Below are 22,443 nucleotides of genomic sequence, written 5' to 3'. Positions count from 1 at the left end.
GTGGCAGAAAGGCAAAACGTGGCGATAGTGGTATTGGTGGATTTGGGTAGGGCTTGAGGAAGGTTTTGCCTGGACCGGCGCCATCGCGGGCAAGCCCGGCTCCCACAGTTGATCGAGTCGGGCCAGCGAAATGCATTCCAACTGTGGGAGCTGGCTTGCCTGCGATGGCGCCTTCAGATCGGCGACATTTCCTGCGCCAACCCCAGAAACGCCGCCGGCAACCGCGCACTCTTTCTCTCTTTGAGGCAGTACAAGTACTCAGGAATCTGCGGGGCATTCTCGATGGTCAGCACACGCAATTGCGGGTCGTGGGGCACTTCCTGACGGGCAATGATGCTGATGCCGATATTGCGCAGCACCGCCTCACGGATCGATTCCCGGCTGCCGATCTCCAGCAGCGGCCCGTAATTCACGCCGGCACCCTGCAGCATTTCTTCGGTCAATCGGCGGGTGGTGGAGCCCGGTTCGCGCATCAGCAAGGTGTGCCCGGCCAGCGCGGTCAGCGGTACATGGTCGAGCACCGCCAGAGGATGGTTGCGATGCACCGCCAGCACCAGCGGGTCCATGCCCAGCACCCGGCGAATCAGGCGCGGGTCTTCAAGCAACTGGGATGAGGCGGCGACGTCGACGCGGTAATCATCCAGCGCTTCCAGCACTTGCTGGGAGTTGCCGATTTCCACCGAAACCTCGACCTGCGGCAGCCGCTCGCGGAAGGTTTTGACCAGGTCGAGGATGTAATACGGCGCCGTCGCGGCAATCCTCAACGCGCCTTGCACCTGGCCACTGTTGCGCAGGAAAAACTCGATATCCGCTTCCTGCTGCAACAGCGCCTTGACCATCGGCAACAGCCGCGCGCCTTCGTCGCTGACGGTGAGGCGGCGCCCGCCGCGGTAGAACAACTCTACCGAGTACTGGCTTTCCAGGTGACGAATCTGGGTGGTCACCGTGGGCTGGCTCAGCCCGAGCTTTTTCGCCGCCTGGGTAATACTGCCCAGGCGGGCGACCATGTAAAACGCCTTCAGCTCGGCACTCAGCACACCATCCTCTCATCGACTATTTGCGCAACAGGCGCAGACCATTGAACACCACCAGCAGGCTCACGCCCATGTCGGCGAACACCGCCATCCACATGGTGGCCATTCCGAGGAAGGTCACCGCCAGGAAGATCGCCTTGATCACCAGGGCCAGGGCGATGTTCTGCTTGAGGATACTCGACGTTTGCCGCGACAGCCGAATGAATGCCGGAATCTTGCGCAGGTCATCGTCCATCAGCGCCACGTCGGCGGTCTCGATGGCGGTGTCGGTACCGGCGGCCGCCATGGCAAAACCGATCTCGGAACGGGCCAGCGCCGGGGCGTCGTTGATGCCGTCACCGACCATGCCGACCCGGTGGCCCTTGGCGTAGAGCGCTTCGATGGCTTGCAGTTTATCGGTGGGCAACAGGTCGCCCTGGGCCTGGTCGATGCCGACCTGATCGGCGATCGCCTTGGCGGTGTGGGTGTTGTCGCCGGTAAGCATCAGGGTCTTGATGCCCAGGTCATGCAACTGCTGGATGGCTTCGCGACTGGTGTCCTTCACGGTGTCGGCCACGGCGAACAGCGCCAGCGGGCCGGACTTGTCCAGCAACAGGACCACGGACTTGCCTTGTTTTTCCAGGGCGAAGAGCTTCTTCTCCAGGGCCGGCGAGCACAGGTTCAGCTCTTCCACCAGACGGTGGTTGCCCAGGTAATAGACTTCGCCGTTGATCTCGCCCTTCACACCGCGACCGGTCAGGGCCTCGAAGTTATCCACAGTGTGCACGCTGAGATTCTTATCCACAGCCGCGTTGGCGATCGCCAGGGACACCGGGTGATCGGAACGCCCGGCCAGGCTGGCGGCCAGGGCCGGCGCACTGTCTTGCATGTTCGGGAACAGCGCCAGGTAATCGGTTTGCACCGGCTTGCCGTGGGTGATGGTGCCGGTCTTGTCGAGGGCCAGGTAGTCGAGCTTGTAACCACCCTCCAGGTACACGCCGCCTTTGATCAGGATGCCTTTGCGCGCCGCGGCAGCCAGGCCACTCACGATGGTCACCGGAGTGGAAATCACCAGCGCACAAGGGCACGCGACCACCAGTAACACCAGTGCGCGATAGATCCAGTCGAACCAGACGCCGCCCATGAACAGTGGCGGAATCAGGGCCACACCCAAGGCAAAGAGGAACACTGCAGGGGTGTAGATTTTCGAGAAGCTGTCGACAAACCGCTGCGTCGGCGCGCGGGCGCCCTGGGCCTGTTCCACGGCGTGGATGATCCGCGCCAGGGTGGAGTTGTTGGCGGCGGCGGTGACTTTGTACTCCAGGGAACCGGCCTGGTTGATGGTGCCCGCGAAGACTTTGTCGCCCACGGTCTTTTCAATCGGCAGGCTTTCGCCGGTGATCGGCGCCTGGTCGATGGCGGACTGGCCGGAGGTGACTACGCCATCCAGGCCAATACGCTCGCCGGGACGAACCCGCACGATGGCGCCCAGTTCGATGACTTTGACGTCTTGTTCAACCCAACTGCCGTCAGCCTGACGCACAGTGGCCTGCTCCGGCGTCATCTGCATCAAGCCGCTGATGGCATTGCGCGCGCGGTCGAGGGATTTGGCCTCAATCAGTTCGGCCACGGTGAACAGGAACATCACCATCGCCGCTTCCGGCCACTGGCCAATAAGGATCGCACCGGTCACGGCGATGCTCATCAGGGCGTTGATGTTCAGGTTGAGGTTCTTCAGGGCGATCCAGCCCTTTTTATAGGTAGTGAGGCCGCCGCTGAAGATCGAGATCAATGCGACCAGGGCAATCACCCACGTCGGGGCGGCGTTGGTGAAGTGCAGCACTTCGGCGCCCAAGGCACCGACACCGGACACAGCCAGCGGCCACCAGTGTTTCTTCGCAGGCGGTGCGGCCGGGGCCACGCCTTCTTCGATGGGGTCTGCCTGCATGCCCAGGGACTTGATGGCCTCGACAATCGGCGCAGTAGTCGGCAGGTCGTGGGTCACGCCGAGGATGCGGTTAATCAGGTTGAATTCCAGCTGCTGCACGCCGGCGAGCTTGCCCAGTTTGTTCTGGATCAGCGTCTGTTCGGTGGGGCAGTCCATGGCTTCGATGCGGAAGGTGCTCAGCCGCGAGCCCGCTGTCGGGGCTTCGGTCAGCTTCACCAGCGCAGGCGCGGCCTTGCTGGAACAGCAGGAATCACCATGGCTGCCATGGTCGTGCTTCTGCACAGGTTGCAGCTTGGGGCCATGATCGTGCGCGTGGTCATGATCATGGTCGTGCTTGTGCGGGGTGTGGATGGAGTCGCTCATTCTGTCGCGTCCGTAAAGGTGCCTGTTGCCAAGTAAAGACCCTGTAGCCACTATAGGGTCAAGCACCCTTTTGGAGATTGCTGCGATGAAGATCGGCGAATTGGCAAAATTGACGGATTGCCAGGTGGAAACCATCCGTTATTACGAGAAGGAAGGACTGCTGCCGCCGCCTGCGCGCAGTGACGGTAATTACCGGCTGTACACCCAGGCGCACACCGAACGGCTGGTGTTTATCCGCAATTGCCGCAGTCTGGACATGACGCTTGAGGAGATTCGCAGCCTGCTGGGCCTGCGGGACAGCCCTCAGGACCAGTGCGAAAGCGTGAACGCATTGATCGACGAGCACATTCACCACGTCAAGGCGCGGATCGACGGGCTGCTGGCATTGCAGGAACAGTTGCTCGACCTGCGCCAACGCTGTGGCGGCGGGCCGGATCTGGATCAGTGCGGGATTTTGCAGCGGCTGGAAGTCAGCGGGAGTGTCGCGGCCAGCGAGGCTGAGCCCTCGCATGTGGGCAGGAGCCACGGCCATTGAGAAGCGTGGCGCCATCGCGGGCAAGCCCGCTCCCACAGGGGAATGCATTTCAACTGTGGGAGCGGGCTTGCCTGCGATGCAGACACTGCGGTCTCAGATCGCTACATCAGCCTTGATGCTCGGGTCGGCGTCGTAGCCCACGATTTCAAAGTCTTCGAATTTGTAATCGTAGATCGACTCGGGTTTGCGCTTGATCACCAGTTCCGGCAGCTTCTTCGGCGTGCGCGCCAGCTGGGTCTGGATCTGTTCCATATGGTTGCTGTACGCATGGGTGTCGCCCGTGGTGACGATGATCTCGTGAGGGATCAGGTCGCACTGCTGGGCCAGCATATGGGTGAGCAACGCCAGGGCCGCGGTGTTGTACGGCAGGCCGAGGAATACGTCGGAGCTGCGGATATACAACTGCATCGACAGGTGACCGTCATGCACAAACGCCTGGTACAGCAGGTGGCACGGCGGCAGGGCCTGCTTGCCGTCGCGGGCGTTCTGCTGAGGGCTCTTGGTCTCGTCCGGCAGGTACTCGACGTTCCAGCCGTGGAACAGGATGCGGCGGCTGTTGGGGTTGGTCTTCAACGTCTCGACCATGTAGTCGATCTGGTTGATCTTGCCGCCGTCCTTGGTTGGCCAGGCGGTCCACTGCTCGCCGTACACCGGGCCCAGGTCGCCGTCTTCGGTGGCCCATTCGTCCCAGATCTTTACGCCGTTTTCATTCAGCCACTTGATGTTGGTGTTGCCGCTCAACATCCAGATCAATTCGTTGGCGATGCTTTTGAAGTGAAGCTTCTTGGTGGTCAGCAGCGGGAAGCCGTCGGCCAAGCTATGCCGAAACTGACGGGCAAACACGGCCTTGGTGCCGGTGCCGGTGCGGTCGCCCTTGGTCAGGCCATTGGTCACGACATCGTTCAGTAGTTCGAGATATTGCTTCATGTGTATACCTGTATCGTTGAAGCCGGGACCCTCGGGCCCCGGCGTTCGAATTTAAAGCGCGGTGTTCTTGATGCCTTGGGGGCGATTGTAAGCCCACCACAGCAGGCCCAGGCCGGCGATGATCATCGGCAGGCTGAGAATCTGACCCATGGTCACCCAGCCCCACGCCAGGTAGCCCAACTGCGCATCCGGGACCCGGACGAACTCGACGATAAAGCGGAAGATCCCGTAGAACAACGCGAACATGCCCGACACGGCCATGGTTGGGCGTGGCTTGCGCGAGAAGATATAAAGGATCAGGAACAGCGCCACCCCTTCCAGGGCGAACTGGTAGAGCTGCGACGGGTGCCGCGGCAACTGCGCCGGGTCGCTGAACGGCGGGAACACCATGGCCCACGGCACATCGCTCGGCTTGCCCCACAATTCGGCGTTGATGAAGTTGCCGATACGCCCGGCACCCAGGCCAATCGGCACGAACGGGGCGACGAAGTCCATCAGCTGGAAGAACGACTTGCCGTTACGCCGGCCAAACCACCAGGCGGCGATCATCACGCCCACAAACCCGCCGTGGAACGCCATGCCGCCCTTCCACACCTCGAAGATCAGCGTCGGGTTGGCGATGTAGGCTGGCAGGTCGTAGAACAGCACATACCCCAGGCGTCCGCCGACGATGACCCCCATCGACATCCAGAACACCATGTCGGAGAGCTTCTCCTTGGTCCAGGTCGGGTCGAAACGGTTCAGGCGCCGGGAAGCCAGCAGCCAGGCACCGCCGATGCCGATCAGGTACATCAACCCGTACCAGTGGATTTGCAGCGGACCGATGGCCACGGCCACCGGGTTGATCTGCGGGTAAGGCAGCATTGCGACTCCTCGTTAAATCAATAGTCATGGCGCATCGGACCATGCCGGTGCGCGATTAAGCCTGCGTTACAGCAAAAAATTCAGCCCTACGCAAAACAGCAGCCCGGCGAACAGCCGCTTGAGCAAGCGCGGCGACAACCGGTGCGCCAGGCGCGCGCCGAAACGGGCGGCCACCATGCTGGTCAGGGCAATGCCCAGCAGCGCCGGCAAATACACAAAGCCGAGACTATGATCGGGCAGCAGCGGATCATGCCAGCCCAGAATCATGAAACTTAACGCACTGGCCAGGGCAATCGGCAAGCCGCAGGCCGATGAAGTGGCCACCGCCTGCTGCATCGGCACGCTGCGCCAGGTCAGGAACGGCACGGTCAACGAACCGCCACCCGTACCGAAAATCGCCGACGACCAGCCAATCACCCCGCCCGCCAACGTCAGGCCCAGCTTGCCCGGCACCTGGCGGCTGGCCTTGGGCTTGAGCTCCAGGGTCATCTGCACGGCGATCACCAGGGCGAATACACCAATGATTTTCTGTAGATGCGGCCCGGAGATCGCCTCGGCGGTCAGCGCGCCGACGCCTGCGCCCAGCAGGATGCCCACGGCCATCCATACGAAGATCGGCCAGCGCACCGCGCCGCGTCGGTGATGCTCACGCACCGCATTCACCGACGTGAAGATAATAGACGCCAGGGACGTGCCCACAGCCAGGTGGGTCAGCACCGAGGGATCAAAGCCCTGCAAGGTGAAACTGAACACCAGCACCGGCACAATAATGATGCCGCCGCCCACGCCGAACAGCCCCGCGAGCATGCCCGCACAGGAACCCAGCAGCAAATACAGCAGAAATTCCATGGCAGCCCCCGAAAACAGACCGGCATGTTAACGGATGCAAAGCACAGGGTTCTATGGGTAGAGTGGGCAAAACACAAAGGGATCGCCTTATGTGCCTGATTGTTTTCGCCTGGCGGCCGGGACACGCCCAGCCGCTGATCGTCGCGGCCAACCGTGATGAATTTTATGCCCGGCCCAGCTTGCCGTTGGCCCAATGGCTGGATGTGCCTCATGTTTACGCGGGCCGCGACCAGGAAGCGGGCGGGACCTGGCTGGGGGTTGGCGCAGATGGGCGCTTTGCGGCGCTGACCAATATTCGGGATCCGCACCAGCCGCCGGCGCGCAAGTCCAGGGGTGAGTTGGTAGCGCGCTTTCTCAGTGGTTCGCTGCCGATTGATGACTATTTGGCCGATGTTAACGGCAGGTCAATTGAATATGCCGGGTTTAACCTGTTGGTCGGAACGCGGGATGAACTGTGGCATTACAACGCCAAGGATTCAGCGCCGACTCAATTGGTGGCGGGGGTCTATGGGTTATCCAATGCAGGGCTGGATACACCGTGGCCGAAGTTGGTGAAGGCCAAGGCGGCGCTGGAGACCTTATTGGAAGATCCGCAGCCTGAGGCCTTGCTGGGGATTTTGAGCGACCCGCAAACCGCACCGTTTGCCGACCTGCCGGACACCGGCGTGGGGTTGGCGACGGAGAGTTTATTGTCGAGTGTGTTCATTGCCAGCCCCAGCTATGGGACGCGGGCGAGTACGGCGCTGATTGTGAATGCCGACGGGAGGCGGCATATGGTGGAGCGCAGTTTTGGACCGTATGGTGGCCAGCTGGGTGAGGTTGAACTGAAGGTCTAATTACTCACGTAGCAGCTGTCGAGCCTTGGCGAGGCTGCGTTGGCGGTGTGCCTGACACACCGCGGACGCAGCCTCGCCAAGGCTCGACAGCTGCTACGTACGCGTTACCCATCTATAAGGTTTTTGCAGACGCCGGATTGATCATCCGCGCCAACCCAAGGTTCTTCAGCGCCAATTGCAGCGAGCTGTGGATAACTTGCGGGTTGTCGATGGTCATCAACTCCGCCAGCAGCTCCTTGGCCCGGCTCAAATTGATCTGGCGCAGCATCCATTTCACCTTCGGCAAGTTGGTGGCGTTCATCGACAGGCTGTCAAAGCCCATTGCCATCAACAGCACCGCCGCCGCCGGGTCACCGGCCATCTCGCCGCAGATACTCACTTGCTTGCCTTCGGCATGGGCGTCGCGCACCACGTTCTGCAAGGCTTGCAGCACTGCCGGGTGCAGGTAGTCGTAAAGGTCGGCCACCCGCGGGTTGTTGCGGTCCACGGCCAGCAGGTACTGGGTCAGGTCGTTGGAGCCCACCGACAGGAAGTCCACCTGCCGCGCCAGCTCTTTAGCCTGGTACACCGCCGCCGGAATCTCGATCATCACGCCAATCGGCGGCATCGGCACGTCGGCGCCTTCGTCGCGCACTTCGCCCCAGGCCCGGTGGATCAGGTGCAGGGCTTCTTCCAGCTCGTGGGTGCCGGAGATCATCGGCAGCAAAATGCGCAGGTTGTTCAGGCCTTCGCTGGCCTTGAGCATGGCGCGGGTCTGGACGAGGAAGATTTCAGGGTGGTCGAGGGTAACGCGAATGCCGCGCCAGCCAAGGAAGGGGTTGTCTTCCTTGATGGGGAAATACGACAGTGACTTGTCGCCGCCAATGTCCAGGCTGCGCATGGTCACCGGTAACGGATGGAAGGCGGACAGTTGCTCGCGATAAATCGCCAGCTGCTCCTTCTCACTCGGAAAACGCTGGTTGATCATGAACGGCACTTCGGTGCGGTACAGCCCTACACCTTCGGCGCCGCGCTGTTGCGCCCGAGCCACGTCCGCCAGCAGGCCGGTGTTGACCAGCAGCGGTACGCGGTGGCCGTCGAGGGTCACGCACGGCAGTTCCCGCAGGGCATCAAGGCCCTGGGACAGCTGGCGTTCCTCTTCCACCACTTCGGCGTATTGCTTGCGCAGCACTTCGCTGGGGTTGGTGTAGACCTCGCCGTGATAGCCGTCGACGATCATTTCGATGCCGTCGACCTTGGAATACGGCAGGTCCACCAGGCCCATCACCGTCGGAATGCCCATGGCCCGGGCCAGGATCGCGACGTGGGAGTTGCCCGAACCCAATACTGAGACCAGTCCCACCAGTTTGCCTTCGGGCACTTCGCCGAGCATCGTGGCGGTCAGTTCTTCACTGATCAGGATGGTGTTGTCGGGGTACACCAACGTGGTCGAGCGCTCTTCCTGCAGGTAGGCCAGCAGACGGCGACCGAGGTCCTTCACGTCCGAGGCGCGTTCGCGCAGATAGGCGTCGTCCATCAATTCGAAACGGTTGACGTGATCGGTGACCACCTGGCGCAGCGCGCCCTGGGCCCACTGGCCGGTCTTGATCACGTCCTTGACTTCGCTGCCCAGGGACGCGTCGTCGAGCATCATCAGGTACACGTCGAACAGCGCCCGCTCTTCAGGCCGCAACTGGGTGGCCAGCTTGGTCGACAGGGTGCGCATGTCATTGCGCACGCCTTCGAGGGCGGTCTTGAACAGAATGATTTCAGCGTCGATGTCGGTGACGGTCTTGTCCGGCACCACGTCCAGGTCGGCCGGCGGCAGCATGACCACGGCGGTACCGACGGCTGCACCCGGCGAACCCGGTACGCCGACGAACTTGGCTTCCTGGATGCCCTTGCCCTGGCGCCCCAGGCCGCGAATCGAGCCGGTGGCCTCGGCGTGGGCGATAACCCCGGCGAGCTGCGCGCTCATGGTCACGAGGAAGGCTTCTTCGCCTTCGTCGAACTGGCGGCGTTCTTTTTGCTGGATGACCAACACGCCGACAACGCGGCGGTGGTGAATGATCGGCGCACCGAGGAACGAGGCGTAGCGCTCTTCGCCGGTTTCGGCAAAGTAGCGATAACGCGGGTGGTCGGCCGCGTTTTCGAGGTTCAGGGGTTCTTCACGCGTCCCCACCAGGCCCACCAGACCTTCATTGGGCGCCATGCTGACCTTGCCGATGGAGCGCTTGTTCAAGCCCTCGGTGGCCATCAGGACAAAACGGTTGGTCTCGGGGTCCAGCAGGTAAACCGAGCAGACCTGGCTGCCCATGGCTTCCTTGACGCGCAACACAATAATCCCCAACGCCGCCTTGAGATCCTTGGCGGAGTTAACTTCCTGGACGATCTTGCGCAGCGTATTGAGCATGGCTCGGGGTCGAACTCCGTCGTCAGTCGCGCGCTAAAAGGCGCGGGGCAAGCTCTTTAAGAGCGCGACGATAAACCTCGCGCTTGAATGTCACCACCTGGCCCAACGGATACCAATAACTGACCCAGCGCCAGCCATCGAACTCCGGTTTACCGGTCAAATCCATCCGCACCCGCTGCTCGTTGGAGATCAGGCGCAGGAGAAACCATTTCTGTTTCTGGCCGATGCACAGCGGTTGGCTGTGGGTACGCACCAGACGTTGCGGCAAACGATAGCGCAACCAGCCTCGGGTGCAGGCCAGAATTTGCACATCTTCGCGTTCCAGGCCTACTTCTTCGTTCAACTCACGGTACAAGGCGTCTTCAGGGGTTTCGTCGGGGTTGATTCCGCCTTGAGGAAACTGCCAGGCATCTTGGTTGATACGGCGAGCCCATAGCACCTGTCCGGCATCATTCGTAAGAATAATCCCGACATTAGGACGGAAACCATCGGGGTCGATCACGGCAACAACCTCGCAAACGCATGTCACCGCATTGTTCCACAAAGATTGATACAGCGGCAACGAGGCTGCTTACCTTATGTGCACTCTTGTGAAAAGACCGTATTCTGGACGCCTTTTTACAGACTTTTCAGCGAGTAACTGCAATGCGCCTGGCTTTATTCGACTTGGACAACACGCTTTTGGGGGGTGACAGCGATCACGCCTGGGGCGATTACCTCTGTGAACGCGGGATTCTCGACGCGGTGGCCTACAAGGCCCGCAACGATGAGTTCTACCAGGATTACCTGGCCGGCAAGCTGGATAACGCCGAGTACCTGAACTTCTGCCTGGAAATCCTCGGCCGCACCGAGATGGCCCAGCTGGATGAATGGCACCGCGACTACATGCGCGACTGCATCGAGCCGATCCTGCTGCCACAGGCGATTGAATTGCTGGCCAAGCATCGGGCGGCGGGCGACAAGCTGGTGATCATCACCGCGACCAACCGCTTTGTGACCGCACCGATTGCCGAGCGGCTGGGGGTTGAGACCCTGATTGCCACGGAATGCGAGATGCAGGATGGCCGTTACACCGGGCGCAGTACGGATATCCCGTGCTTTCGCGAGGGCAAGGTGACGCGCTTGAATCGTTGGCTGGAAGAGACCGGGTACAACCTGGAGGACAGCTACTTCTACAGCGACTCGATGAATGACCTGCCGCTGCTGGAGCAGGTGACGCACGCGGTGGCGGTGGATCCGGATCCGAATCTGCGGGCTGAAGCCCAGAAGCGTGGCTGGCCGGTGATTAGCCTGCGCGGCTGAGGACGCCATCGCAGGCAAGCCAGCTCCCACACTTGAATGTATTCACACATTTTGATTTGTGAACAGGGTCCAATGTGAGAGCCGGGCTTGCCCGCGATGAAGGCAACTCGGTCCCAAGCCTTAAACCGGCTTGGCGCCCATCAACCCGGCAATCGCCACAAACCCCACCAGGCTCACCACCGCCAGCGCCACGGTGAAGTTCACACTCCCCGCCCCGCCCAACCGCAGTCGATTAAGCCGCGCCACCAGCCAGAACCAGCTCAGCGCCGCCACGGTGTAGATCACACTCGAGCCCAGAATCCAGGTTTGCCCCAGCGGCCAGCCGATCAAATGCGCCAGCCACCAGCCGGTGAACGGCATGCTCACCACGCAAATGCCCATCAACAACCACACAAACACCCATGGCCGCTGCACGGTATAGGCAGGCCCCGCACTGCGCTTGCGCCAGGCCAGCACCGCCAGCGCAACGCCGCTGAGCAGCAGCAACACCGTGGCCGCGATGTGGATAACTTTAAGGGTGGTCAGCGTTTCCATGTTCTCGATTCCTTGAAGGCCGCCCAGTCAGCGTAGTCGCTCAACCGAGGAACAGCTGGTAGGCCGGGTTATCACTTTCGTCCCAGTATGGGTAGCCAATGGCCTCCAGCGCCGCAGGCACCAGGTGGCGCTCATCCGCCGGCACTTGCAGGCCAGCCACCACGCGCCCGTCGGCAGCGCCGTGGTTGCGATAATGGAACATCGAGATGTTCCAGCGCCCGCCCAATTTGTTAAGAAAGTTGAACAGCGCACCCGGACGCTCCGGAAATTCAAAGCGAAACACCACTTCATCGCTGACGTGCGCCGCATGGCCGCCGACCATATGACGGATGTGCAGCTTGGCCAGTTCGTTTTCCGTCAGGTCCAGCACCGGGAAACCCTGGCTGGTGAGGCTGGCGATCAGCGCGCTGCGCGGGTCGTTTTCCGGATGGGTCTGCACGCCGACAAAAATGTGCGCCTCACGGCCGGAATGGTAGCGGTAGTTGAATTCGGTGATCTGGCGCTTGCCCACGGCTTCGCAGAAGGCCTTGAAGCTGCCCGGTTTCTCGGGGATGGTCACGGCGATGATGGCTTCGCGGCCTTCACCCAGCTCGGCGCGCTCGGCCACGTGGCGTAGGCGGTCGAAGTTGACGTTGGCCCCGGAATCGATGGCCACCAGGGTTTGCCCGGTGATGCCACGGGTCTCGACGTACTTCTTGATACCCGCCACGCCCAGGGCGCCGGCCGGCTCGGTGATCGAACGGGTGTCGTCGTAGATGTCCTTGATCGCCGCGCAGATTTCATCGGTGCTGACGGTGATCACTTCGTCCACGTAATCCTTGCAGATGTCGAAGGTGTGCTGGCCGATCTGCGCCACCGCCACGCCGTCGGCGAAGATGCCCACGGTCGGCAATACCACGCGTTCGCCCACGGCCATGGCGGCTTGCAGGCAGTTGGAGTCGTCAGGCTCGACGCCGATGATCTTGATTTCGGGCCGCAGGTACTTCACGTACGCCGCGATACCGGCGATCAGGCCGCCGCCGCCCACCGGGACGAAAATCGCGTCCAGCGGCCCCGGGTGCTGACGCAGGATCTCCATCGCCACGGTGCCCTGCCCGGCAATGGTGTGCGGATCATCGTAGGGGTGAATGTAGACGTAGCCTTTTTCGTCGACCAGCTTCAGCGAATACGCCAACGCCTCCGGGAAAGAATCCCCGTGCAGCACCACTTTGCCGCCACGGGAGCGCACGCCTTCGACCTTGATCTCGGGGGTGGTCTTAGGCATCACGATGGTGGCCTTGACCCCCAGCACCTTGGCCGCCAGGGCCAGGCCCTGGGCATGGTTGCCCGCCGAGGCGGTGACCACGCCGCGCGCACGTTCTTCGGCGCTCAGCTGGGTCAGCTTGTTGTAGGCACCGCGAATCTTGAACGAGAACACCGGCTGCAAGTCTTCGCGCTTGAGCCAGACCTTGTTGCCCAGGCGCTCGGAGAGCTGGCGGGCGGTCTGCAGCGGGGTTTCTACGGCAACGTCGTAAACGCGCGAGGTGAGGATCTTTTTGACGTACTGTTCAAGCATCGGAAAGCATCACTGGGCGGGTTGGGCAGGGCCAAGGAGTCTAACCCAGCGTTTGGCCGGGCGACCACACGAAAACCGAGGTTTTGTTGGGTTATACTCGCGCCCCTCTTTACTCCCCGCCCGTTCCGGAGCCCGCATGACCCAGGATCAACTCAAACAGGCAGTGGCCCAGGCCGCCGTCGATTTAATCCTTCCTAAACTCGACGATAAAAGCATCGTCGGTGTCGGCACCGGTTCCACCGCCAATTGCTTTATCGATGCGTTGGCCCTGCACAAGGGCGCGTTCGACGGCGCGGTCGCCAGTTCCGAAGCCACCGCTGCGCGCCTCAAGGGCCACGGTATTCCGGTGTATGAGCTGAACACCGTCAGCGACCTGGAGTTCTACGTCGACGGCGCCGATGAAAGCGACGCCCACCTGAACCTGATCAAGGGCGGCGGCGCAGCCCTGACCCGCGAGAAGATCGTCGCGGCCGTGGCCAAGACCTTCATCTGCATCGCCGACGCCAGCAAACTGGTGCCGGTACTCGGCGCGTTCCCGCTGCCGGTGGAAGTGATCCCGATGGCCCGCAGCCACGTGGCCCGCGAGCTGGTGAAACTGGGCGGCGACCCGGTGTACCGCGAAGGCGTGCTGACCGACAACGGCAACATCATCATCGACGTGTTCAACATGCAGATCACCAACCCGGTGGAGCTGGAGCGTCAGATCAATGCCATCGTCGGCGTGGTCACCAACGGCCTGTTCGCCGCCCGTCCGGCTGACGTACTGCTGTTGGGCACCCCGGAAGGCGTGAAAACCCTCAAGGCATAAAAGTGTGGGAGCTGGCTTGCCTGCGATGGCATCGCCTCGGCACTACTGAAAAACCGCGTCGTCTGCATCGCAGGCAAGCCAGCTCCCACATTCGATCCTCGCCATGGCCGGGATCGGGTTTATTTTTTGAAGACGTAAAACAGATTGGGCTCACTGACCATGTACAACGTGCCGTCGTTGTCCATGGCGATCCCTTCGGCCTGAGGCACGCGTTGCTTCAGGCCATGGCGCCCCTTGAGCAGTGACAGACTGCTCAGGGGACGACCGTCGATATCCAGTTCCAGCACCAGGAATGACTCATCCGACAGCGCCAGCAGATGGCCGCTGCGCTCATCGTATTGCAGGCTCGACAAGTCGCGCACAAACAACCCGGCATCGCGCTTGGGGTTGTTGATCACGTGCACCGAGTAGGTTTTTTCCGGTTTGAAATGGGGAAAGCCGTGGACCTCGTAGATCAGCATCGGGTCGCGCTCCTTGGCCACAAACAGGCGCTTGCCCACCGAGTCATAGGCCAGGCCTTCAAAACCGTTGTTGCCACCCAGGTGCACGCCGAGGGTCATTTGCTCGGCATCCGCGGCGTCCAGGAACCGGGTGTCGTCATCCACATGGACCTTGATCAGCCGCTGCTGGCGCTCATCACTGATCACATAGGTGTTGTCGCTGATGTACTCCACCGCCTCGGCATCGCCAAACCCCACCAGCGCAATGCGCCGCAGGATTTTGCCGTCCAGGGACAGCTCCACCAGCTCGGCATTCTTGTTGGTGACGGTAAACAGGCTGTTGCGCGCCGGATCAAAGGTCAGGGCCGAGACATCATCGTCGAGGCCGTCGATCACCTGCGCCTCCAGGGTCACCCGGTAATCCCCCAGGCCAATGGAATGCTCGCCGGCAGGATGACGCCAGGTCTGCCAATTGAACCAGGCACGTTCGAACAGGCGCAATTGCTGGGCGACCACGCCGACAGCCACCAGGGCGATCAGGATCAGGATGAAAAAAGCAGGTTTGGGGCGTGCAAGTCGGCGCATCGGAGGCGGGGCTCAAAGTAAAAACTGGCGAATGAATATCACGGTCGCCTGAATTTAAACTTAAACGCCCCGGGTGTGTGGCGGATGCCGCAGATAGAGAAAAATCTGACGTAATCGAACTACTGCGCCTGCTTCTCGAAGCGATAGAACAGGTTGGGTTCACTGACCAAGTACAGCGTGCCGTTCTCGTCCATCGTCACGCCTTCGGCACGGGGAATGGTGTTCTTCAAGCCATTGAAGCCGCCAAGCAGGGTCATGAAGCTGACTTGCTCACCTTTCTCGTCCAGCTCCAGCAGCAGGTGGGAATCGGCCGACAGCGCCAGCAGATGGCCGGTACGCGGGTCGACGGCGAGCGCCGAGAGGTTGCGCATGTCCAATTCGGTATTGGCGAGCTTCTGTTTGTCACCGGTGAGGGTCTGGCTGCCGTCGCTTTTCCAGGTGAACAGGGCCGGCGGCCGCTCTTCGCCGAGGATCAGCTGCTGGTTGCGCTTGTCCCAGGTGACCGCTTCAAAGGCTTTGTTCTGGTCCTTCGACGGGCCGAGGTCGTAGGACGGGAAGTCGGCTTTGTTCAACTGCTGGGTCTGCGGGTCGACCTTGATGAGGGTCAGGCTGTGCTGACGCTCGTCGACCACGGCCATCAGGCCGTTTTCCATCATGGTCACGCCTTCGGGGTTGTTCCAACCGTTCAGCGGCATCTTGCGCAGCACGTCGCCTTGCAGGGTCAATTCAACCAGGAACGGGTTCTTGCCCATCACCGAGAACAGGGTCTTGGTCTGCGGGTTATAGGTCAGGTCCGAGGCTTCGTCCTTCTCCATGCCGGGCAGCAGCTTGGCGTCGATCACCGCGTGGTAGTCCGGGAGCCAGACGCTTTGCAGGCGCTCGCTCGGGGTTTCGAAGCGCTCTGCGACCCACAGCAAGCCACGGTCGTCCCAGTGCATCGCCCAGGCAACGCCATAGATGATGGCACCGGCCAGGAACAACCAGGAATACCAGCGCATGGCGAGGCGGGAACGCAACGTGGGTTTTACGGAAGGGAGGGGCACGGCCATTACGCTTTCCAGAAAGTCAGCTTTAGGGGATAGCACAGGATCACAAGGTCCGCGCGCAGGAGGCTGAGGATTATCCGGATGGGGTGTGAAAAAAATGCAAAACCCGATATTTCCAGGCAAACACAAAACAATGTGGGAGCCGGGCTTGCCCGCGATGGCGGCGGGTCAGTCAACATTCAAGGCGACTGACACACCGTCATCGCGGGCAAGCCCGGCTCCCACATTTTTGACCGTGTCTTAGCGAACGCTGCTTTCGAAGCGGCTCACACCCGGCAATTCCAGCACCAGCTCATCACCCACATTCAGCGGGCCCACGCCCACCGGCGTGCCCGTAAGGATCACATCCCCGGCCTGCAGCGAGAAGCAGCCGGCCATGTACTGGATCATCGGGATGATCGGGTTGAGCATGATCGCGCTGTTGCCATCCTGGCGCACTTCGCCGTTGATGGTCAGGCGGATGCCGATGTCGGTCACGTCCGGGAAGGTGCTGCCGACGACGAACGGGGCAATCACCGCCGCGCCATCAAACGACTTGGCGATTTCCCACGGCAGGCCCTTGGCTTTCAGCTCGGCCTGCTTGTCGCGCAGGGTCAGGTCCAGGGCCGGAGCGAAACCGGAGATGGCATCCAGCACTTCTTCGCGGCTCGGCTTGGCCGACAACGGCTTGCCGATCAACACCGCGATTTCCGCTTCGTAATGCACCGAACCGCGCTCGGTAGGAATGGCAAAACCGCCTTCCAGTGCCACTACGCAACTGCCGGGCTTGATAAACAGCAGCGGCTCGGTAGGTACCGGGTTATCCAGTTCCTTGGCGTGTTCGGCGTAGTTACGCCCGATGCACACCACTTTCCCCAGGGGAAAGTGAATATTGGTGCCGTCGACATACTTGTGCTGGTAGCTCATGGACCGACTCCTTCAGGGACTGTTAAACAGCGAAAATCTTGCCCGGGTTCATGATCCCGTTAGGGTCGAACACCGCTTTCACTGCCTTCATGTATTCAATTTCAACCGGCGAACGGCTGTAGGTCAGGTAATCGCGCTTGGTCATGCCCACGCCGTGTTCGGCGGAGATCGAGCCGTTGTACTTCTGCACGGTCTCGAACACCCACTTGTTGACGGTGGCGCACTTGGCGAAGAACTCGTCCTTGCTCAGGTTTTCCGGCTTGAGGATGTTCAAGTGCAGGTTGCCGTCACCGATGTGGCCGAACCAGACGATTTCGAAGTCCGGGTAGTGTTCGCCGACGATCGCGTCAATTTCCTTGAGGAATGCCGGCACTTTCGACACAGTTACCGAAATGTCGTTCTTGTACGGCGTCCAGTGGGAAATGGTCTCGGAGATGTATTCGCGCAGCTTCCACAGGTTGTGCAGCTGGGTTTCGCTCTGGCTCATCACGCCGTCCAGCACCCAGCCCTGCTCCACGCAGTGTTCGAAGGTTTCCAGGGCCTGGTTGGCCACTTCTTCGGTGGTGGCTTCAAATTCCAGCAGCGCGTAGAACGGGCAGTCGGACTCGAACGGCGCCGGTACGTCGCCGCGACCGAGGACTTTGGCCAGGGCCTTGTCGGAGAAGAACTCGAAGGCAGTCAGGTCCAGCTTGCTCTGGAACGCGTGCAGCACCGGCATGATCGAGTCGAAATCGGTGGTACCGAGCACCATGGCGGTGAGGTTTTTCGGCGCACGGTCCAGGCGCATGGTGGCTTCCACCACAAAGCCCAGGGTGCCTTCGGCGCCGATGAACAGTTGGCGCATGTCGTAGCCGGTGGCGTTCTTGATCAGGTCTTTGTTCAGTTCCAGCAGGTCGCCCTTGCCGGTGACGACCTTCATGCCGGCCACCCAGTTACGGGTCATGCCGTAGCGAATCACCTTGATCCCGCCGGCATTGGTGCCGATATTGCCGCCAATCTGGCTGGAACCGGACGAGGCGAAGTCCACCGGGTAGTACAGGCCTTTTTCTTCAGCGACGTTCTGCAATTGCTTGGTGACCACGCCCGGCTGGCACACGGCGGTGCGGTCGGTGAGGTTCACGTCGAGGATCTGGTTCATATAGTCGAACGACACAACCACTTCGCCATTCGCCGCCACCGCAGCGGCCGACAAGCCGGTACGACCACCGGACGGCACCAGCGCCACCTTGTGTTCATTGGCCCAACGGACGATGGCCTGCACCTGTTCGGTGGTCTTCGGGAAGACGATGGCCACCGGGGCCGGCGCGAAATGCTTGGTCCAGTCCTTGCCGTAAGCCTCAAGGGAGTCAGCATCGGTCAGGACCTTGCCAGGCTCAACCAGGGTCTTCAGCTCATCAATCAGGGCAGGATGGGTCATCGACAGAACTCTCGAACAATTCATGGTCATCCTGAGAACGCTTCACGTCGCAGGAATGGGTGTTTAGCGGGGTACGTATGCTAGCATACCGCCCCCGCAGGATAGTGCCCAAGGGCGTTCTGCGGTGACGGCTTTCCTGCCGTCCGGGTCAGCTTAAGCGATCCGATTCCCTGCCATTTTTCTCCGGGATACAGGTTTACGCAGATGAGCAAGACTTCTCTCGATAAGAGCAAGATCAAGTTCCTTCTTCTGGAAGGCGTCCACCCATCGGCCGTCGAAGTCCTGAAGGCCGCCGGGTACACCAGCATTGAGTACATCACCAGTTCTCTGCCGGAAGCCCAGCTCAAGGAAAAGATCGCCGACGCGCACTTTATCGGCATTCGCTCCCGCACTCAGCTCACCGAAGAGATCTTCGATCACGCCAAGAAGCTGGTGGCTGTGGGCTGTTTCTGCATCGGCACCAACCAGGTCGACCTCAACGCAGCGCGCGAGCGCGGCATCGCGGTGTTCAACGCACCGTACTCCAACACCCGCTCCGTAGCCGAGCTGGTATTGGCCGAGGCGATCCTGCTGTTGCGCGGCATTCCTGAGAAGAACGCTTCCTGCCACCGTGGCGGCTGGATCAAGAGCGCAGCCAACTCCTTCGAAATCCGCGGCAAGAAGCTGGGTATCGTCGGTTACGGCTCGATCGGCACTCAACTGTCGGTATTGGCCGAAGGCCTGGGGATGCAGGTGTTCTTCTACGACACCCTGACCAAGCTGCCATTGGGCAACGCCACCCAGGTGTCGAGCCTGACCGAGCTGCTGGGCATGTCCGACATCGTGACCCTGCACGTACCGGAAACCGCTGAAACCCAGTGGATGATCGGCGAGAAGGAAATCCGCGCCATCAAGAAGGGCGGGATCCTGATCAACGCTGCACGCGGCACCGTGGTCGAGCTGGACGCCCTGGCCGACGCGATCAAGGACAAGCACCTTATCGGCGCCGCCATCGACGTGTTCCCGGTAGAGCCGCGCTCTAACGACGACATCTTCGAAAGCCCGCTGCGTGGCCTGGACAACGTGATCCTGACCCCGCACATCGGCGGTTCCACCGCTGAGGCCCAAGCCAACATCGGCCTGGAAGTGTCGGAGAAACTGGTCAAGTACAGCGACAACGGTACGTCGGTGTCCTCGGTCAACTTCCCGGAAGTAGCCCTGCCGGCTCACCCTGGCAAGCACCGTCTGCTGCACATCCACCAGAACATCCCTGGCGTGATGATGGAGATCAACAAGGTCTTCGCGGAAAACGGCATCAACATTTCCGGTCAGTTCCTGCAGACCAACGAGAAAGTCGGCTACGTGGTTATCGACGTAGACGCCGAGTACTCGGACCTGGCGCAAGAGAAGCTGCAACACATCAACGGCACTATCCGTAGCCGCGTGTTGTTCTAATCGTTAAACGCGCACAAAAAAGGGAGACCCTCGGGTCTCCCTTTTTTTGTCTGAACAAATCTTACTTGACGTTAACCGTGATGACTTTTGACGCTACAGTCGGGTTGAACTGCATGTGCAGTTTGTCGCCGGCGACCAGTTGCAGGGTGTGCTTGCCCGGGGTGAGGGTCAGCTCGGTTTCGGTCTGGGCCTTGCCGTAGTGGATCACGGTGTCGGTGGCCGGGATCGGCACGCTGGCGTCAGGCAATTCTTTCTGGTCGATCAGCAGGTGGTGGTGGCCGGTGCCCGGGTCCTGGCTGGTGGCCGGTGCCAGTTTCAGACCTTCCATGCCGAATTTCACGGTGAAGGTCTTGTCGACAGTGGCGCCATCTTTCGGCGACACGATGAACACCTTGGCACCTTCAGGTGGCGCGCTACGCGGGATGCCATCGGCGGCGGTTGCCAGCATCGAAGCGCCCAGCAGCAGGCTGGCCAGGGTTGCACGAGACAAAAGAGCTTTCATTCACTTCTCCAGTTTAATCTGTAGGGTTATGACAACTTCGCGACAAATTGCTGTCCAAGGCACTCAACACCATAGCAAAGCGAGCCTGAACAACGCCTCGCTCATTCGAATTTTTTAGGAGAGACCATGCGCTTCCTGCCTGGCCTGTTACTTTTACTGCCCCTTGTGAGCCCCTTGGCCCATGCCGAATTGATCGACGATGTGTTTGACCGCGGGGAACTGCGCATCGCCCTGGAAGCCAACACTCCACCCTTCAATTTCAAGGAAGGCGACAAACTCACCGGTTTTGAAGTGGAACTGGGCGAGTTGCTGGCCAAGGAAATGGACGTACGCCCCTCCTTTATCACCGTCGATGCCGCCGAGTTACTGGCTGGCGTGGAAAGCGCCAAGTACGACGTGGCGATCAACCATATCGCTATGACTCCTGAACTGGCGGATCGTTTCGACTTCAGCGAGCCCTACAGCTACTCCAGCGCGCAACTCATCGTGCGCAAGCAGGAACAACGCCCGCTGGGCAGCTTTGCGGCGCTCAAGGGCAAGGCGTTGGGCGTGGCCCAGGGCAGCCAGTTTGTGGAACAGGCGCGCACCGCCGAGGGCGTTGATCTGCGCAGCTATGCCGATGCCAAACAGCCAATCAAGGACGTTGCCGACCAGCAGATTGATGCGGCCATCAGCGACCGCTTGCTGATTCCCTACGCGATTCGCGACAGCGAGTTACCGGTGAAGGGAGGCGCAGATGTGGGCCCGACGTTGAGCCTGGCGATTCCGTTCCAGAAGGGTAACCCGGCGTTCAAGGCCAGCCTGGACAAGGCCCTGCAACGGGTGAAGGCCGATGGCCGGCTGACGGCGCTGTCGGAGAAATGGTTCGGGATGGATGCGAGCAAGCCGGTGGCCAAGGCCGAATAAACGACTCGGTCAGTGTAGGAGCTGGCTTGCCTGCGATAGCGGTGGGTCAGCACCAAAAATGTAGGCTGATACACCGCTATCGCAGGCAAGCCAGCTCCTACATTTTGATCTATGTCGGGCTTGAGAGTCTTGCCAGGGCCGCTGCCGCCTCGGGCAACTCCAGCTCACTGAACACCAGCACCCCATGGTGCTTGAGCAGCGCCGCCGTCACGCCCTCACCCGTCACCTTCACGCCGGTGAAGGTGCCGTCATAGGTCAGCAGGTTGCCGCAAGACGGGCTGTTGGCCTTGAGCACCGCAACCCGGATGTCGTGGCGTTGCACCAGCGCCAACGCCTGCCGGGCGCCATCGAGGAAGGCTTCGCTGAAGTCTTCGCCCTGGGCCGTCAGCACCTGGGCGCGGCCTTCCCACACATCAATGCCCTGCCCACCGGGGATTTCGGCAGACGGGCGCGGCGTCGGCAAGCCACCCGCCACTTCCGGGCACACGGCAACCACCCGGCCTTCGGCCTGCCACGCGGCCAATTGGTCGAAAGGCCCGCTGGCCCCTCCGTCGTAGCGTACCCGGTGCCCCAGCAGGCAGCGGCTGACCAGAATCTTTTGCATCATCAGAACGGCTCGTTACCCCGCCGGCGAAACCAACCGGTAAGGGACAGGCGTTCGCGAGTGGCGGGCATGACTTCATGGGGGATTTCCCCCGACAGGAACACCACCAGGCAACCGCCGGTGGGCACCACATCGTATTCGACGTCGCCCTTGAGGTACATGCGCAACTGGCCACCGTGCTCCGGCAGCCAGGCGTTGTTCAAGTAGATCACCGCCGACACCATGCGCCGGTCGTCATCGCGAAAGCGGTCCACATGCCTGAGGTAAAACGCCCCCGGCGGGTACATCGCGAAGTGGCTTTCGAAATCTTCCAGCCCCAGGAACAGGCCGCGGTTCATCGCTACCCGCAGGCTGTCCATCAGCTCCAGGTAGTTATCGCAGGCGAGCACTTCACCCGGCTCCAGCCATTGGATGTGGTCACCCCGAATGCCCTCGCGAATCTCCTGGGACGGCCCGCGTCCGACGGCTGCCGGCGCCAATTCACCTTCGGCGGCGCGTTTTTGGCACTCAGCCGCCAGTTCGAGGGTCAGAGCCTCGGGCAGGAAGATATTTTGCTGCGACCAGCCTTGTGCGGCCAGGTCATCGACAATGCGTAACAGCAGCGGGTGATCGGAGGGTATGGACATGGCGCGCATAGTATCCATACGCCTGTGAATCCGACAGAGCCGCCGAGCGTC

General features: G+C 61.2%; 22 protein-coding genes. 6 read left to right on the top strand and 16 right to left on the bottom strand.

Features of this window, described 5'->3' with window-relative positions:
* Positions 1–173 precede the first annotated feature (173 nt).
* Together HX875_RS15795 and HX875_RS15790 are read right to left on the bottom strand one after the other, a co-directional pair.
* Positions 174–1,037: a LysR family transcriptional regulator gene (locus HX875_RS15795; RefSeq protein ID WP_177043839.1), complete on the bottom strand. Its 864-nt coding sequence runs from the start codon at positions 1,035–1,037 to the stop codon at positions 174–176.
* A 16-nt stretch (positions 1,038–1,053) separates the two neighbouring features.
* Positions 1,054–3,324: a heavy metal translocating P-type ATPase gene (locus HX875_RS15790; protein WP_177043838.1), complete on the bottom strand. Its 2,271-nt coding sequence runs from the start codon at positions 3,322–3,324 to the stop codon at positions 1,054–1,056.
* Positions 3,325–3,409: 85 nt separating this feature from the next.
* Here HX875_RS15790 and cadR point away from each other — a divergent pair, with 85 nt between their 5' ends.
* Positions 3,410–3,859 carry a Cd(II)/Pb(II)-responsive transcriptional regulator gene (gene cadR / locus HX875_RS15785; protein WP_017476559.1) on the top strand — a complete coding sequence of 150 codons (450 nt, stop codon included), beginning with the start codon at positions 3,410–3,412 and terminating at the stop codon, positions 3,857–3,859.
* Positions 3,860–3,952: 93 nt separating this feature from the next.
* On the opposite strand, the gene HX875_RS15780 is transcribed toward cadR, so the two are convergent.
* The 3 genes from HX875_RS15780 to HX875_RS15770 form a co-directional block, all read right to left on the bottom strand.
* Positions 3,953–4,786 carry a thymidylate synthase gene (locus HX875_RS15780; protein WP_076013026.1) on the bottom strand — a complete coding sequence of 278 codons (834 nt, stop codon included), beginning with the start codon at positions 4,784–4,786 and terminating at the stop codon, positions 3,953–3,955.
* A 51-nt stretch (positions 4,787–4,837) separates the two neighbouring features.
* Positions 4,838–5,650: a prolipoprotein diacylglyceryl transferase gene (gene lgt / locus HX875_RS15775; protein WP_010167785.1), complete on the bottom strand. Its 813-nt coding sequence runs from the start codon at positions 5,648–5,650 to the stop codon at positions 4,838–4,840.
* Positions 5,651–5,716: 66 nt separating this feature from the next.
* Positions 5,717–6,499, bottom strand: coding sequence for a sulfite exporter TauE/SafE family protein (locus HX875_RS15770; protein ID WP_177043837.1), 783 nt, complete (start codon positions 6,497–6,499; stop codon positions 5,717–5,719).
* 89 nt (positions 6,500–6,588) lie between these two features.
* Between HX875_RS15770 and HX875_RS15765 the strand changes: the two genes are divergently transcribed.
* Entirely contained in the window at positions 6,589–7,335 is a 747-nt protein-coding gene (locus HX875_RS15765) for an NRDE family protein (RefSeq protein ID WP_177043836.1), read from the top strand.
* A 112-nt stretch (positions 7,336–7,447) separates the two neighbouring features.
* Here the strand turns inward: HX875_RS15765 and ptsP are convergent, their stop codons facing one another.
* Positions 7,448–9,727 (bottom strand): phosphoenolpyruvate--protein phosphotransferase, encoded by a 2,280-nt coding sequence (gene ptsP, locus HX875_RS15760; RefSeq protein ID WP_010167790.1) that lies wholly within the window; start codon positions 9,725–9,727, stop codon positions 7,448–7,450.
* A 22-nt stretch (positions 9,728–9,749) separates the two neighbouring features.
* Positions 9,750–10,229 (bottom strand): RNA pyrophosphohydrolase, encoded by a 480-nt coding sequence (locus HX875_RS15755; RefSeq protein ID WP_003176750.1) that lies wholly within the window; start codon positions 10,227–10,229, stop codon positions 9,750–9,752.
* 143 nt (positions 10,230–10,372) lie between these two features.
* On the opposite strand from HX875_RS15755, the gene HX875_RS15750 reads away from it, so the two are divergent.
* A complete protein-coding gene (locus HX875_RS15750) occupies positions 10,373–11,029 on the top strand; it encodes an HAD family hydrolase (protein WP_177043835.1) in 657 nt (218 codons plus the stop codon).
* A 120-nt stretch (positions 11,030–11,149) separates the two neighbouring features.
* On the opposite strand, the gene HX875_RS15745 is transcribed toward HX875_RS15750, so the two are convergent.
* Together HX875_RS15745 and ilvA are read right to left on the bottom strand one after the other, a co-directional pair.
* Entirely contained in the window at positions 11,150–11,563 is a 414-nt protein-coding gene (locus HX875_RS15745; protein ID WP_076013032.1) for a DUF2269 family protein, read from the bottom strand.
* Positions 11,564–11,603: 40 nt separating this feature from the next.
* Positions 11,604–13,118 (bottom strand): threonine ammonia-lyase, biosynthetic, encoded by a 1,515-nt coding sequence (gene ilvA, locus HX875_RS15740; protein ID WP_177043834.1) that lies wholly within the window; start codon positions 13,116–13,118, stop codon positions 11,604–11,606.
* 136 nt (positions 13,119–13,254) lie between these two features.
* On the opposite strand from ilvA, the gene rpiA reads away from it, so the two are divergent.
* On the top strand, positions 13,255–13,926 hold the full coding sequence (gene rpiA, locus HX875_RS15735) for a ribose-5-phosphate isomerase RpiA (protein WP_008438935.1): 672 nt from the start codon (positions 13,255–13,257) through the stop codon (positions 13,924–13,926).
* A gap of 119 nt (positions 13,927–14,045) precedes the next feature.
* Here the strand turns inward: rpiA and HX875_RS15730 are convergent, their stop codons facing one another.
* The 4 genes from HX875_RS15730 to HX875_RS15715 all read right to left on the bottom strand — a co-directional run bounded on the left by HX875_RS15730 (position 14,046) and on the right by HX875_RS15715 (position 18,320).
* On the bottom strand, positions 14,046–14,951 hold the full coding sequence (locus HX875_RS15730) for an SdiA-regulated domain-containing protein (protein ID WP_177043833.1): 906 nt from the start codon (positions 14,949–14,951) through the stop codon (positions 14,046–14,048).
* A gap of 119 nt (positions 14,952–15,070) precedes the next feature.
* Positions 15,071–16,000, bottom strand: coding sequence for an SdiA-regulated domain-containing protein (locus tag HX875_RS15725; RefSeq protein ID WP_177043832.1), 930 nt, complete (start codon positions 15,998–16,000; stop codon positions 15,071–15,073).
* A gap of 237 nt (positions 16,001–16,237) precedes the next feature.
* Positions 16,238–16,903 carry a fumarylacetoacetate hydrolase family protein gene (locus HX875_RS15720; protein ID WP_177043831.1) on the bottom strand — a complete coding sequence of 222 codons (666 nt, stop codon included), beginning with the start codon at positions 16,901–16,903 and terminating at the stop codon, positions 16,238–16,240.
* A gap of 22 nt (positions 16,904–16,925) precedes the next feature.
* Positions 16,926–18,320 carry an FAD-binding oxidoreductase gene (locus HX875_RS15715; RefSeq protein ID WP_010167808.1) on the bottom strand — a complete coding sequence of 465 codons (1,395 nt, stop codon included), beginning with the start codon at positions 18,318–18,320 and terminating at the stop codon, positions 16,926–16,928.
* A 204-nt stretch (positions 18,321–18,524) separates the two neighbouring features.
* Here HX875_RS15715 and serA point away from each other — a divergent pair, with 204 nt between their 5' ends.
* Positions 18,525–19,754 carry a phosphoglycerate dehydrogenase gene (gene serA / locus HX875_RS15710; protein WP_003213846.1) on the top strand — a complete coding sequence of 410 codons (1,230 nt, stop codon included), beginning with the start codon at positions 18,525–18,527 and terminating at the stop codon, positions 19,752–19,754.
* Positions 19,755–19,815: 61 nt separating this feature from the next.
* On the opposite strand, the gene HX875_RS15705 is transcribed toward serA, so the two are convergent.
* A complete protein-coding gene (locus HX875_RS15705) occupies positions 19,816–20,256 on the bottom strand; it encodes a DUF4399 domain-containing protein (RefSeq protein ID WP_017139512.1) in 441 nt (146 codons plus the stop codon).
* 126 nt (positions 20,257–20,382) lie between these two features.
* On the opposite strand from HX875_RS15705, the gene HX875_RS15700 reads away from it, so the two are divergent.
* Entirely contained in the window at positions 20,383–21,162 is a 780-nt protein-coding gene (locus HX875_RS15700) for a transporter substrate-binding domain-containing protein (RefSeq protein ID WP_177043830.1), read from the top strand.
* 109 nt (positions 21,163–21,271) lie between these two features.
* Here the strand turns inward: HX875_RS15700 and HX875_RS15695 are convergent, their stop codons facing one another.
* Complete coding sequence (locus HX875_RS15695) at positions 21,272–21,766, bottom strand: DUF523 domain-containing protein (protein WP_177043885.1); 495 nt, start codon at positions 21,764–21,766, stop codon at positions 21,272–21,274.
* Positions 21,767–21,768: 2 nt separating this feature from the next.
* On the bottom strand, positions 21,769–22,401 hold the full coding sequence (locus tag HX875_RS15690) for a 2OG-Fe(II) oxygenase (protein WP_177043884.1): 633 nt from the start codon (positions 22,399–22,401) through the stop codon (positions 21,769–21,771).
* Positions 22,402–22,443: the final 42 nt, after the last annotated feature.

The organism is Pseudomonas yamanorum (genome assembly GCF_013386765.1).
In the GTDB taxonomy this organism is placed as follows: Bacteria; Pseudomonadota; Gammaproteobacteria; order Pseudomonadales; family Pseudomonadaceae; genus Aquipseudomonas; species Aquipseudomonas yamanorum_A.
This window is presented reverse-complemented; position numbering and strand designations above follow the sequence as displayed.